The sequence below is a fragment of the Paenibacillus paridis genome (genome assembly GCF_006345825.1).
GTDB classification, from domain to species: Bacteria; Bacillota; Bacilli; order Paenibacillales; family Paenibacillaceae; genus Pristimantibacillus; species Pristimantibacillus paridis.
The window spans coordinates 1-13,419 of the sequence record NZ_VCIX01000082.1 but is presented as its reverse complement, the minus strand read 5'-3'; the positions used below and the strand labels follow the sequence as shown (position 1 = coordinate 13,419).

Annotated in this window: 11 protein-coding genes; 7 read left to right on the top strand and 4 right to left on the bottom strand. The window is 47.8% G+C overall.

All coding sequences use genetic code 11. From position 1 onward, the window contains the following. The first annotated feature begins 8 nt into the window (after positions 1-8). Positions 9-3,797, top strand: a complete 3,789-nt coding sequence (locus tag FJQ58_RS10850) for an S-layer homology domain-containing protein (protein ID WP_162341429.1) — start codon at positions 9-11, stop codon at positions 3,795-3,797. A 69-nt stretch (positions 3,798-3,866) separates the two neighbouring features. Here FJQ58_RS10850 and FJQ58_RS10845 read toward each other — a convergent pair whose 3' ends face one another. Continuing rightward, positions 3,867-4,535, bottom strand: a complete 669-nt coding sequence (locus tag FJQ58_RS10845) for an AlkZ-related protein (protein ID WP_139993204.1) — start codon at positions 4,533-4,535, stop codon at positions 3,867-3,869. Between the two features lie 178 nt (positions 4,536-4,713). On the opposite strand from FJQ58_RS10845, the gene FJQ58_RS10840 reads away from it, so the two are divergent. From FJQ58_RS10840 to FJQ58_RS10825, 4 genes are read left to right on the top strand one after another with little or no spacing between them, the layout of a single operon-like run. Then, positions 4,714-5,610, top strand: coding sequence for a copper amine oxidase N-terminal domain-containing protein (locus tag FJQ58_RS10840; RefSeq protein ID WP_162341427.1), 897 nt, complete (start codon positions 4,714-4,716; stop codon positions 5,608-5,610). A 28-nt stretch (positions 5,611-5,638) separates the two neighbouring features. Further along, the gene (locus FJQ58_RS10835; RefSeq protein WP_139993200.1) at positions 5,639-6,022 is read left to right on the top strand and encodes a VOC family protein; all 384 of its coding nucleotides are present in this window, start codon (positions 5,639-5,641) and stop codon (positions 6,020-6,022) included. 36 nt (positions 6,023-6,058) lie between these two features. Continuing rightward, entirely contained in the window at positions 6,059-6,514 is a 456-nt protein-coding gene (locus FJQ58_RS10830) for a GNAT family N-acetyltransferase (RefSeq protein ID WP_139993198.1), read from the top strand. A gap of 35 nt (positions 6,515-6,549) precedes the next feature. After that, positions 6,550-7,293, top strand: a complete 744-nt coding sequence (locus FJQ58_RS10825; protein ID WP_139993196.1) for a spermidine synthase — start codon at positions 6,550-6,552, stop codon at positions 7,291-7,293. Positions 7,294-7,309: 16 nt separating this feature from the next. Here FJQ58_RS10825 and FJQ58_RS10820 read toward each other — a convergent pair whose 3' ends face one another. Together FJQ58_RS10820 and FJQ58_RS10815 are read right to left on the bottom strand one after the other, a co-directional pair. Beyond that, entirely contained in the window at positions 7,310-7,504 is a 195-nt protein-coding gene (locus FJQ58_RS10820) for a hypothetical protein (protein WP_139993194.1), read from the bottom strand. Between the two features lie 17 nt (positions 7,505-7,521). Beyond that, a complete protein-coding gene (locus FJQ58_RS10815) occupies positions 7,522-8,442 on the bottom strand; it encodes an AraC family transcriptional regulator (protein ID WP_139993192.1) in 921 nt (306 codons plus the stop codon). 156 nt (positions 8,443-8,598) lie between these two features. Here FJQ58_RS10815 and FJQ58_RS10810 point away from each other — a divergent pair, with 156 nt between their 5' ends. After that, positions 8,599-11,517, top strand: coding sequence for a family 78 glycoside hydrolase catalytic domain (locus FJQ58_RS10810; RefSeq protein WP_139993190.1), 2,919 nt, complete (start codon positions 8,599-8,601; stop codon positions 11,515-11,517). Between the two features lie 118 nt (positions 11,518-11,635). Here FJQ58_RS10810 and FJQ58_RS10805 read toward each other — a convergent pair whose 3' ends face one another. Further along, positions 11,636-12,127, bottom strand: a complete 492-nt coding sequence (locus FJQ58_RS10805; protein ID WP_139993188.1) for a DinB family protein — start codon at positions 12,125-12,127, stop codon at positions 11,636-11,638. A 121-nt stretch (positions 12,128-12,248) separates the two neighbouring features. Between FJQ58_RS10805 and FJQ58_RS10800 the strand changes: the two genes are divergently transcribed. Beyond that, a complete protein-coding gene (locus tag FJQ58_RS10800; protein WP_139993186.1) occupies positions 12,249-13,196 on the top strand; it encodes a helix-turn-helix transcriptional regulator in 948 nt (315 codons plus the stop codon). The last annotated feature ends 223 nt before the right edge of the window (positions 13,197-13,419 follow it).

Sequence of the window (13,419 nt, the reverse complement as noted above, 5' to 3'; positions counted from 1 at the left end):
TGATTTCTTTGAAACATTTTATGCAGCAAAGGCTTGTATCCATGGTTCTATTAGTCGCACTCTTAACGACAATAGCGATTCCCGCGGTTTCAGCACAGGAGACGGGCGCACCACTTGAGGGTCCACAACTGCTAGCCATAGCGGAGCAGACGGTAACGGGCTCAACGTATTATGTCAGCAATGGGGGCAGTGACGATAACGATGGCAAATCGGAGGATAAAGCGTGGGCGTCGCTAGAGAAGGTTAATAGCGTAGGCTGGAAGCCGGGCGATCGCATTTTATTCAAGGCTGGGGATGTATGGAACGGTTCATTGAAGCTAAGAGGAATATCAGGCACTGAAGAAGCGCCGATCATCTTTGATAAATATGGCAGCGATGATCCTTCTGTGAGACCGATCATTAACGGAAATGGAACAACAACGACAGAGAAATCAGCTATTATTCAGAATTATACTGGCGTGAAGGATAAAACATTATCGGCTACGATCGACGTTGTGGACGGCAGCTACCTGCAGTTTCACAATTTCGAATTAACGAATAAAAATCCTGACGTTGTCTCGCAGCGGGCAGGCATTAATATTAGAACGGCTTCGACAAATGTAACGGAATGGGAAGCTAACCCGCACCGCGGAATCGTAGTGAAGAACAACTATATCCACGATGTCGATGGCAACCCTTCGGGTTGGAAAGTGGGCAGCGGCGGCATACTGATTCTTGGCAATATCGAGGATGTGCTCGTTGAAGGAAATACGGTGGAACGGGTCGATATCGAGGGCATTCGAAATGCAGGCCTTTACCGGGAAGGCGATACGAAAGCCAATTTCCCGCGAGTGTTGAAAAATGTGGTGTTCAATAATAACTATGTTGCCGATGTGCAGGGTGACGGCTTCGTCATGAGCAACGTGGGCAGCAACGGCAGAATGGAATACAATACGGTCGTCAGGCATTCGGCGAAAAACGTAGGCAACGTCAATTATGCCGGCCTATGGGTCATTGGCGTCAAAGACATGGTCATTCAATACAATGAAGTGTACGGCGGCATTTATGGCTACAACGACGGACAGGCCTTTGACGTGGACATGTTTTGCGAAGGCACTCTCTATCAATATAACTATAGCCACAGCAACCGTGGCGGATTCATATTATTTATGAGCGGATCTACCAATTCTCTCGTTCGCTATAATATTAGCGTGAATGACGGAGATGGGCGATATATGTTCCACTACCTTCCTACTACGCTCGGGGACGCTCCGCTCATTCATAACAATACTTTCTTTACGGATGCGCAGGTGCAGACGAGGCTGATCAGCGATCCTGGCAAATACTTAAGGATGTACAATAATATCTTTTACTCCAAGGCTAATACAACGTTAGGGCAGGACCGCTTTGCCGGCGGCGAAATGAAAAACAATATCTTTTATCCGGGCAGCGAATACAAGGATTTGAAGCTGACGGGATTATCGTTGGAACCGAACTTGTTCGTGAGTCCGCAATTCGCAAGGGCGGGCGAAGAGCCGAAGGATATCATTAATGCTAGCCAAAGCACGTTTGATGTAGAGAAATTGAATGGCTACAAATTGCTGCCAGACTCACCAGCAATCGATGCAGGAATGGATATGACGGCTTTGACGCCGTCGGTATGGACACCTGCAACCAAAGACTTCTTTAATAATCCAATCACATCTGCTGCAAAAGTGGATATCGGTGCGCATGAATATTCGGATGATGCGCCAGCCAAGCAAGCACCAGAGGTTATGCCGCAAACGATTGTTATGGACAAACCCATGCTGGAGCTCCATGCGAAGCATAGAGGCGAGAAGATGACGGCTTCTGTCGGTCCTGACAACGCATGGTTTAAAGGAATCAAATGGTCGAGCAGCAATCCTGCGGTAGCGAGCATTAACGCACAAGGTTTCGTGTCCCCGCTGCTTGAGGGCGAAACGATCATTATAGCTGAAAGCACTATAAATCCGAATGTGAAAGCTGAAGCGCGCGTCATTGTTCATGCGCCTTCAAAGGTGGTATCCTACCTGGTAACTTCAGACGAAACGGAGCTATCGGACGAAAAGACCTCGCTGCAGTTAAGAATCGACGGCGTAACAGAGGATCATCATGCAATCGAATATGCGGATTATCATCAAGTGGAGTATGCGACAAATCATGAGAATGTCATTGTAGACTCGTTGACAGGAAAGCTTGAAGTGATTGGCGAGCTAACGGGTGCTACCGAGGTTCAGGTTTCTGCCAAGGTACAGGAATATAAGGACCTGATCTATTCGGAGAGCTTCGAGAACGGCTGGAATGACTTCATGCCAGAGACCGGCACGAGTATTACGACGGGTAGCATTTCGGATAAGGTTGCTTATCATGGCGATCAAAGCGCGCTATTTGTTGTTGGAAACGGCAGCAATGCCATCCAAAAAGTGTTTGGCGGCAAGCAGCAGGGCGTCGTCTCGATGATGCTTTATGATGACGGCTCCGAAAGCTCGAAGACGCGGGTGGTTGCGCATGTCGGCAACGCCAGAAGCAGTCTGCTTGCAGGCATGGGCTTATTATATGACGGCGGCACCTATGGGTCGCTGGAGTATTATTCGGTACGGGCAAGCGCATCATCAACCGCATGGGAGGCTACTCCGGTTAAACGAAGCGTTGGATGGCATGAGCTGAAGTGGGATTATACATCAGGAACAGATTTAAAGATGTATATCGATGGGCAATTGGTGAAAACAACGACAGCGATTGCAAGCTTCGACCGAATCGTACTCGGTTATTTATGGGACAGCGCCAATGGACGTACGTTTGCTTTCGACAATATTAAATATGCTTCGTCGGGGGAATTAGTTTCATTGCCGACTAAAGCGCTGACTCTTACCGTAAAACAACCGGAGCCGGAAGCACCAGCATGGGAAAACGCAGTGTTGGCCGCTTCGAATGTGACGCAGACGGGAGCAACCTTAAACTGGACACCGGCTGTCGATGCGCCAAGCATCACAGAGTATGCCATTTACAAGGATGGCGTGAAGCAGGCGAGCGTAGCTGGAAGTGTATATAGCTATCAAGCCAGCGGACTATCTGCGGATACGTCTTACACGTTTAAGATCGAAGCGGGCAACGCTGGCGGCAAGTGGAGTGAGGATGGCCCAAGTATCGTCGTCAAGACAAATGCGGATACCTCATCTCCCGGAGGTGGCACACCTGGCGGCGGCACGACAATTCCTGATCCAGTAAATCCAGGAGGGAAAGATCCGGAGACGCCAACGCCTGACATTGTTCTAACCGACGTTGATGGACACTGGGCTTCGGAAGCCATTCAGCAAGCGATCAAGCTTAAATTCATAAATGGATATACGGACCAATCCTTCCGGCCAAATGCAAGCGTAACGCGCGGTGAGTTTGCCGCGATGCTGGCAAGGGCGCTGCATCTGGAAGAGAAGGGCGATGCTGATTTTGCAGACATCGGCATGATTCCTGCATGGGCGAGGCCTTATATAGCGAGTGTGGTGAATGCGGGGATCGCGAGCGGCTTTGAGGACAATACTTACCGACCGGCGCAAGCGATTACGCGCGCAGAGGTGGCGGCTATGATCGTTCGGGCGAAGAAGCTGCCGCTAGAGAACAATGCCGAGTTATCGTTTAATGATGCAGATCAAATCCCGAATTGGGCAAAACCTTATGTGGCAGCAGCCTTTAAAGCGCAACTGCTTCAAGGCAGGGAAGGCGGCATATTCGCTCCTGCGGATCAGGCAACAAGGGCAGAAGCAGTGACCATGATATTAGCATTGTTAAATAGTAAATAATTTCAAAGGAATCGGGATGAGTAAGCGGCTTCCCGATTCCTTTTTTTATGCTTGCTAGAGGAGTTGCGCCTACAGGTCTAACTGAAGCTTCTTATCTAAATATTTCATTCCTTTTGCCGAAAAAATCTCAGGGAGCTCCGCTTTGACAAATTCTTTTGCCTCAGCTAAATCCTTCGCGGAATTCATATTTTTGTTCAAGGTAGTTTGCAGCCAATATTCGGAGCTTTCATAGCACATGCTGCTCCAGCCACCCTCGAAGCTGCTCTCTTGTGCGCCGGTAATGACGATATCGCCAAAGTTTTGCAGCTCGACGAGCGCGCGGTCGTAATCCTTTTTTTGTTCTTTAGCGGTCAATCCGCTTTCTTTGCGCAGGTTACGGGCATCGATATGGCCAACCTGCTGAACGATCTGATACACATTCCTCGCATGCGGTGACAGGAGTCCGTCGCTGTAGCGTTCTTCAACGCTTTTTCCTTGGGAAAGCAATAACTGAAGGCGTGGATACCAATCAATAGAGATGAAGCAGCCTTTTGCACCAAAAAATTTGCCGTAAGCCGCATGCTCTTCTTTAACAATTTTTATGCGCCATAACCATGGGTCGAGCTCCGTGTCCGTATGCCAGTTGTCAGGTACGGAGAGGGATGTTAGGGAAGGGCAGTCGGGAATAAAATCAGAGAAAGGGAAAATTTTATATTGGTTTACAAGCTCTACGAATTCGGGATAAGTTGTGATGCTCATACGCTCACTCCTAAAATAGATTACTAGATTATTCTAGTTATATCCGCATTATCCTGCTTTACACCTGAACGTCCGAATTAGCGGTAACGATCACAAGGGATGTAACTTTCCGGAAAAAACAGCGTCTGTATAAATGGGGTTAATTCTAATAAGTTTACTTGTTCAGGGGGCTATCAGGATGAAAAAATATATTCAAATCACAGCTGCTGCAGTGACTGTCATTGGCATGCTTAGTGCAGGCTTTTCCGCAGTCGCGGCACCGGCACCGGCGCAACCTATGAAAATGTTTATAAATGGCGTACATCAGCCGGATGTATTGAACGTGAACGGCCGAACGATGGTGCAGCTAAGGGCGTTTAAAGATCCAGCTAATATGAGCTATTCGTACGATGCAGCTACAAAGACGATCATGATTACCAACCCGCCAAAGCAGATGACGGTAAAACTTAAAAATGGCTTGAAAACTGCTGAGGTTAACGGTAAAAGCATAGCATTAGATGCCCCAGTTACGGTACAAGATGGCCGAACTTATGTGCCTGCGCGCTTTGTGACGGAAACGCTTGGAGGCACGGTTTTCTATAACGGCAGCACGAAGCAGGTGATCGTTCGAACGCCTACGGGAGAAGAACAGTTTAATACGCTGAGAAGCGGCGACCTTACGAAAGCGCGCAACCTAGCGCTCAAGCTCCCTAAGCTGAATAACGGAATTAATATTGAGCCATACGGAGAAGGTTTTACTACGGTTTACACCTTCCCCAAAGGAGAAGCGCTGCGCTATTTTATGGAGTATAAAGGTTTATTGGCATATATCGAGATCAACGCGAGCGGACTTGCGGAAATAAAATGGCAGAAGGATACGTTAGGACATAATGGCCAAGCGGGTATTGAGCCGGAGCCATTTGGCGACTCGGTCTATTTCAGTGATAATTTTATGGCCGATATGCTAAACTACGGTACAATAGACAGCACAGGCAAACTTACGGAAATGGGAGCAATCAGCCGGTATAGGAATGAAGAATATGCCAACGTTATTAGTGTGTCGATTGAAGGAGAAGTAAGGACGGACGCTAAATAAGCAAGCTTTTTCAGGAGGAATACCTACATTGCAAATTAATCGATTGGATCATCTTGTACTTACGGTGAAGGATATTAACGCTACTTGCGCTTTTTACAGCAGGGTGCTTGGCATGAAGGTCATCACCTTTGGTGAAGGAAGAAAGGCGCTGCAATTCGGTCAGCAAAAAATAAACCTTCATCAACAAGGGCAAGAATTTGAGCCGAAGGCAGAGAAGCCGACCGCCGGCTCGGCTGATCTCTGCTTTGTTACCGAGCTGCCATTGCAGAATGTGCTGCTGCATTTATCGGAATGCGGGGTCGAGGTGGAGGAAGGGCCTGTTCGGAGAACCGGCGCCACAGGGCCGATCGAATCGGTCTATTTTCGGGACCCGGATATGAATTTGCTGGAAGTATCCAATTACGTAAAATAGCTTTGATATAGCTATGGATAGATTAGGAGAGCAAGCATGATTAAAGCCATTGATATTACCGTTGAGGCGACGGCAGAAGAGGTGCTGCGCATTCAGCTGCCTTCCTATCGGGTAGAGGCAGAGCTGATTTCATTTGATCGGATTCCGCCATTGTTAGATAGCGTTAGTACGCTGCAAGCATGCGGAGAAACCTTTTATGGCTATTACGCGGGGGAAAAGCTATGTGGAGCTATTTCTTGCAAAAGGGGAGACGGGGTAGTGGATATCCATCGCTTGATGGTTCATCCCGATCACTTCCGGAAAGGTATTGCAGGGCAGCTTCTGGCGCATTTGGAAGCGTGGGCGGGGGATCGTACGGCATTGGCAGTAGCAACCGGCTCCAAAAACGTGCCCGCGGTCCGTTTCTATAAGCAAAACGGATATGTTGAGACAGGGATCATAGAGGTTGAAGAAGGCTTGTCTATTACAACGTTCATGAAGAGCAAGGCATAAGCAGCCGCTTGCGGACAGGAAAGAGGAGCAGGGAATTGCATTTATTAGCCAAGGAGATTAGCGGAACGCAGGAGATCAGCGTCTACGAAGCCAATCAGCTTTATGGGAAGGTGGGCAAATATCGGTATTTGCAATTTTCCAATGAGGCGATCCAGGGCGCGATAGATTTAAAAGATCCGGGCCGTGTCGTAATGGAATACCCGAGAGCCATCATTCATTTAATGGAGCGAAATAATTCAGCGTTTGAACAGGTATTTATGATCGGACATGGCATCGGGACTATCGCGGGTTATTTTTCGAATAAAAAGGTTACGATTGCGGAAGTGGATGAGAAGGTCGTGGAGCTCAGTAGAGCTTTTTTTCATTATTACATGGATAATGTTGTCATCGGTGACGGCCGTGCCATACTTGCAGGGCAGTCTCCTGGCAGCTTTGATTATATTGTCGTAGACGCGTTTACGAAGCAAGGCACTCCGTATCATTTGACGACATTGCCTTTTTTTGAAGAGATGAAGGAGAAGCTTTCAGCTAATGGCGCAGTGATAATGAATCTAATGGGAAAGATAAAGAACGACAAATTGATTAATGCCATTCATTCGACGCTTAGGGAAGCCTTTGATGTGGTTCAGGCTTTTTCTCTCCCGGCGGAGGATGCCGCTGACATACGGAACATCATTGTAATGGGCAGCAGCAAAGCCGTTGCTTATGATCCACGGGCGATGGCGGGTTTCTTCGGGCTGGAGCTGGAAGAAGGACATCGGCTGATGGACAAAGGATAGCCCTTTAGCGTTGGCATTAAGACTTGAGAAGGAGCAATCGGTCAGCCAGCTCTTTCGTCAAACAATCGGCATACACCTCAACCGTTTGCAAGCGGTCCAGAATCCGAATAGAGCGGATGTCCTTTTTTATAATGCCCATCCACGCTGTGGAATGCCAGGTTTTACGGCAGACGAGGTATCGATTATCAACAGCAATGACTTTCCATTTCATTCACTTATCCTGCCTCTCTATATTGTAGTATTGTGGAGCGGGCTCGTAATAGGTTTGGAAGGCTCCTGAACCATGCGCCGATATTCTCGTGGTGTCATGCCTGTAATTCTTTTAAAGTGAGTCAGAAAAGCGTCCATATTTTTGTAGCCGGACTCTTCCGCAATATGGCTGATTTTAAGCTGTGAGCTTCTTAGAAGCTCGCAGCTTTTTTTGATGCGAAGATGCTGGATATAATGCAGAAAGGTTTGTCCGGTATGCTGTTTAAATACGCGGCTGAAATGCCGTTCGCTCCATGAGCAGCGTTCAGCGAGCTGGGCGAGCGAGAGTGGTTCATGGGCATGCTGATCCAAGAAATTAAGCACATGATGGAAGGCGACCGAAGCGCTTCCTTCTATTATAGCTTCCTGTGAATCCTTCATGATGCGATAGATCGACAATAGGAGCTGAACAAGCAATGACTGCAAATAAGCGGCTGAGCCGCTTCGCGGAAGCTCGTATTCGCGCAGCAGATTGCGAAAAAGCCCGTCAATGACATTGTCGGAGTCAAAAAGCGATTCTGGTGCACTCGGGTCAGTTAGGCGCTGCTCAAGATGATCGCTGATTCGTGTATCCCCGATCCAACCGCTTAACTGCAAAAGAAGCGAGGGAAGGAAAATGCAATTATAGACGATTAAAGGAGGACTGGTCCGCGAAGGCGTCGAGGGCCGAAAAACATGGGACATGCCCGGCGGCAATAGAAACAACATGCCCTTGTAGACCGGGACGACCCGTTCTCCGATATGATGAAAGCCCTTGCCTTCCGCGACATAGGCAAGTTCAATGAAATCGTGATTGTGCAGCGGCAGATGGAAGTTTTCCTCGGCGCGGTTTACATAAAGAAAACCGTTTTTATGAAAGTAGTTCTCTCCTTTGTATTGTTCCGAAGGCCTGGTCAGCATCTGATTGCTCCTTTTTGCTCTATGTCTTTTATAAGGGATAAAATGTCCGGAATAGGGGTAAATCACTCCTTTGATTTTACTATAATTAAAGAGGTAATGCACCAAGGAATCGAGATATGAAATCTATAATAGATAATAGCTAAGGAGCGAAATCGCATGTTAAATCAGGATTGGAAGGCCAACTGGATTTGGGGCGGTGAGATCGAAAGCCCGCGCAATGAATGGCGCTGTTTTAGGAAGAGCTTTGATGTGGCACCGCATGGAGGCTCAACTGATCAAACATCAAAGACACTTAGAATTAGCGCGGATTCACGCTATGTTCTTTATATTAACGGTGAACAGGTAGGCAGAGGGCCTGTCCGATCATGGACGGTTGAACAATTTTATGATGTCTATGATGTGGGGCATTTGCTCATTCCTGGGCAGACCAATAGCATTGCGGTGCTGGTGCTTCATTTTGGCGTATCGACCTTCTATTATGAGCGGGGACGCGGCGGCCTGCTTGTTCAATTGGATCAAATCGGAGCAGAAGGCACCGAAACGATTTTGACGACGGACGCGACATGGCATACGGCTATTCATGCAGGCAATCATACACGCTCCTCCCGGATGTCCTGCCAGCAGGGCTTCACAGAATATATCGATGCAACCTTGTGGGATGGAGATTGGGCAAGTGAAGCTTATGATGCTGCAGGCTGGGAAAATGCTGGGCTTATAGGTCCTGTCGGCACGGGACCGTGGACCACGGTCAAGGAGCGGGATATTCCGCTGCTCGCAGAGGCTCCGGTATACCCTTCACGCGTATTGATGCTAAGCAGCGTAAAATCCTTTACTTACTCTACCGCCATCGATATGCGCAACGTGATGGTTGAAGGCAGCGAGAACCATGCCAATTTCGTGTCGTTTACGGGATATGTAGCTACGATCCTGTCCGTACAGCAGGAAACGGAAATTGTGCTCGGTTTTCCAAGCGCCGGAGAATGTACAACAGCGGTTTCGTTAAATGGCGTTGTACTGGAAGAAGCTGCATTTACGGGCGTACTGCCGGAGAGATATGCGGCCGTCACCCTGCATAAAGGCGATAATCTTTTGCTTATTGATGTTAGCGGACTGAGAATTCATACAGGCAAGCTGCACTTGGGAATATATAGCGATTCGGATGTAGTGCTGAGATCACCGATCACTGCCGAGCAGCAGTCACCGCAGGCATCCGCCTTTATAGCGATTGGTCCTTTTGACAGTGTCGTTGATTTGGACCATCAGGAAACCAGGGCAATTGATTTTGAAGATCCGCAATATAAGGGAGTGTTAAACAAGGTTTCCGGGCCAGCAGATTTGGCGTTGTATTCCTCTTATATCCGTTCAATTGACGAGAGTCTCGTGAGTGAAGTCGACGTATTTGGTTTATCTGTGTGGAAGAAAGAGAGCAATCCCCGCGTTATTCCGGCAGCTTTGCAAAATATCGTGATTCCGAATGCGTTGCCGGGCATTGTACCGGTCTATCCGGGTTTGGATACAGAGCTGATTATTGATTTTGGCAAGGAGCTCACCGGCTATTTGACCTTTGAATTGGAGGCAGCTGCGGGTACAATACTGGATTTCTACGGGTTTGAATATATGACAGCGGATTACCGCCAGGATACCTTCGGTTTGGACAATTCCCTCCGGTATGTGTGCCAAGAAGGGAGGCAGCGTTATGTTTCGCCCATTCGTCGGGGCTTGCGTTATTTGATGCTGACCATACGAGACGCTAGCCAGCCTGTAAAGCTGTTTAACGTTCATTTCCTATCCAACCATTATCCGGTTGCGGAGATCGGGAAATTCCACTCTTCTGATCCATTGCTGAACGATATTTGGGAGATTAGCCGCCATACGACAAAGGTTTGCATGGAGGATACCTTTGTAGACTGCCCGGCCTACGAGCAGGTTTTCTGGGTAGGAGACAGCCGGAATGAAGCGCTTGTGAGCAACTATTTGTTTGGCGTCAATGAAATCGTCAAGCGCTGCTTGCGGCTTGTTCCGGGATCAAAGGAGCAGACGCCTCTTTATATGAATCAGGTTCCGAGCGGCTGGAGCAGCGTCATCCCGAACTGGACTTTTTTCTGGGCGATTGCATGCCGCGAATATGTGGAGCAGACAGCGGATTTGGATTTTGCCAAAGAGATGTATCCGCATATCCGGTTTACGCTGGAGCATTATTTGAAAGAGATTGATCAGGATGGCTTGCTTGCCATCAAAGGCTGGAACCTGCTTGACTGGTCTCCGATCGATCAGCCGAATGAAGGCATCGTCACTCATCAGAACTGCTTCTTGGTGAAAACCTTGCGTGTAGCCGCTGAGATGGGTGCCTTGTCCGGGGATGCGGAGGGGCAGCTGTATTTTATTGAAGAAGCGGATAAGCTTCAAACTGCCATTAATAAGTTCCTATGGTCGGAAGAGCAGTCTGCCTATCTGGATTGCATTCATGTGGATGGCCGCAAATCGGATAATTTCTCTGTACAGACACAGGTTGTTGCCTACTTAACCGGCGTGGCGCAAGGGGAACGCCGAAACGTAATGGAGAGCTATTTAACGGATGCTCCTGCTCATTTTGTGCAAATTGGCAGTCCGTTCATGTCTTTCTTCTATTATGAAGCGTTGTCGGAAGCGGGACACGTCTCCACGATCGTTGATGACATTCGCCAAAATTTTGGGCAGATGATCGATAACGATGCAACGACTTGCTGGGAAATGTACCCGAATTTCGCGGAAAACCGTCCTAACCCCGATATGCTGACCCGCAGCCATTGCCATGCGTGGTCCGCAGCGCCTGGTTATTTCCTCGGACGTGAGGTGCTTGGCGTTCGCAGCAAGGCGATGGGATGGACAGAGGTAGATGTCATGCCGAATCCGAGCGGATTAACTTGGGCGAGAGGCAGTGTCCCTCTCTCGGAAGCGGGACAAATCGATGTTGCTTGGAAGCTGATAGGGGAAAATAAAATTGAGATCTCGGTCCAATCTCCGGAGTCGGTTAAGGTAAACATTATCGTTCCGAACGGTTACGAAGGGATTATTCGCGAGAAGAAATTCATCTAACTATAGAAAACGATAGATGTTCAGGCGAGAAACAAAAGAACCTTCAACTCCGTATCTGTTCGGGGTTGAAGGTTCTTTTCATGCTAGCTGGCGGTACATGCCTAAGCACGCAGTGTCATTAGTAGAGATCAAACATGCTGATTTCGTAGCCTTGCATTTTCAAATAGGTGAATAGTTGTGCACGGTGATGCTGTGCATGGGTCGTAATTTCGATGAGCCATTTAGCTTGAACCGAGCCATGCTCCAAATAGAAAGGTTTGGTTGACTTGCGCAGAAACTCTTCATCGGTTAGCCCTTCCATATAGCTCCGTACTTCATGAACTCCTTTGGTCATCCATTCGGTTAGTTTCTCTATGCTTGGATCTTCAGCGATATCGGCTTCCAGCTTTCGAATATCCGCTTCACTGCTCTCCTTAAGGATCAGCAGGTCAGAGGAAGGCACGGAAACGAGATGCTCGGCAAGCTCAAGAAGCGATCTCATGTTTTGGTGCGGCCTGAAGTGCCAATGCTCCGTTGAGATTTTTCGTATCAGGTTGTTGGAGGTATTGACGATATGCTCTAGTTCTTCTAGCAGCAAGGCTTTGAGTTCGTTAACGTTTGCGGTTTGCATGCGGCTTCACTCCATTCATTATATTGGTTGGGATCAGATAGCCATAGTAGGCTTATATCCGATTGTAGCTTATAATAGTGACAAGAGTTGTCATGAATATAAAAAATAATGGGGGTTCACATTGTCCAAGTCGAAGCGGCTCATCGAATTAATGATGACGGTCAACCGAAAGCGTAAATTTACGGTGAAAGAGCTTGCCCAAGAATTCGAAGTATCTACCAGAACAATACTCAGAGACCTACAGGAACTAAGCGAGCTTGGAGTTCCTCTGTATTCTGAGGTAGGTCCGCACGGCGGCTACCAAGTGCTTAAGGAAAGAGTGCTGCCGCCCATTGCATTTACGGAGGAGGAAGCGGTCGCCATATTTTTTGCAAGCCATGCCCTGCGGCATTATTCTTATTTGCCGTTTGAGACAGAAGCATCTTCGGCCTTAAGCAAATTTTACTTTTACATGCCGGGAGATGTGCGTGATCGAATTGACCAGATGAAAAACCGGGTTGATTTTTTCACGCCCGCTCGAAAAACGGGCGACCCCCATTTGGCAGTTCTGCTCGATGCCTCGATTCATCAGAAGGTGTTGAAGGTCGAGTATGAATCGAGAAAAGCCATTTCCAGCCGCGAGATTCAGCCGATCGGCATTTACGCCAGCAACGGGCTTTGGTATTGTCCGGCCTACTGCTTTCTTCGTTCCGAATTACGATTGTTCCGCTGTGATAGAATTCGCTCTGCTGCAGAAAGCGACTCAACAACAAAGCCTATGAATTTTCGTGAAGTGCATTTAGGCAATCGGGACTCGCATTTTCAAACGGAAGAAGAATACGTCGCTATTCATGTGGAACTCACCAGAGAAGGCGCTCAACGCTGCGAGGCAGACTTATGGCCATCTCCTAGGCTTCATCTTCGCGAGGATGGCAGCGGTTGGTTAGACGGTCATATCAGAAAAGCAGATATTCTATTCTTTACAAAATTTTTTATTGGATTAGGCAATGAAGCAACGGTAAAGCAACCGGCACAGTTATTGGATAAGATGAAACAGATGCTTTCCGAAATGTTGGCTAAATATACGTAGAAAAGGTACGCTGACAAACTTATAAATCCTTATATTTTCAAAAAGAATGAAATTAATTTTAAAAAACACTTGCAATAGTATGCGAGTCCATGGTATATTCTATTTCCGGCCAAGAAATACACCGGAACAAAAGAAAAACAAGCAACACGAACGAAAGAATAGATTGCTCTTTGAAAACTGAACAACGAGTAATAACTGCCTCGCAAATCCTTTGGGATAAGCG

What these genes read in the sequence shown, in the direction of transcription:
- FJQ58_RS10845 (WP_139993204.1), bottom strand. Translation starts at nt 4,535, where the DNA reads ATGAGCATCACAACTTATCCCGAATTCGTAGAGCTTGTAAACCAATAT.
- FJQ58_RS10840 (WP_162341427.1), top strand. Translation starts at nt 4,714, where the DNA reads ATGAAAAAATATATTCAAATCACAGCTGCTGCAGTGACTGTCATTGGC.
- FJQ58_RS10830 (WP_139993198.1), top strand. Translation starts at nt 6,059, where the DNA reads ATGATTAAAGCCATTGATATTACCGTTGAGGCGACGGCAGAAGAGGTG.
- FJQ58_RS10820 (WP_139993194.1), bottom strand. Translation starts at nt 7,504, where the DNA reads ATGAAATGGAAAGTCATTGCTGTTGATAATCGATACCTCGTCTGCCGT.
- FJQ58_RS10815 (WP_139993192.1), bottom strand. Translation starts at nt 8,442, where the DNA reads ATGCTGACCAGGCCTTCGGAACAATACAAAGGAGAGAACTACTTTCAT.
- FJQ58_RS10810 (WP_139993190.1), top strand. Translation starts at nt 8,599, where the DNA reads ATGTTAAATCAGGATTGGAAGGCCAACTGGATTTGGGGCGGTGAGATC.
- FJQ58_RS10805 (WP_139993188.1), bottom strand. Translation starts at nt 12,127, where the DNA reads ATGCAAACCGCAAACGTTAACGAACTCAAAGCCTTGCTGCTAGAAGAA.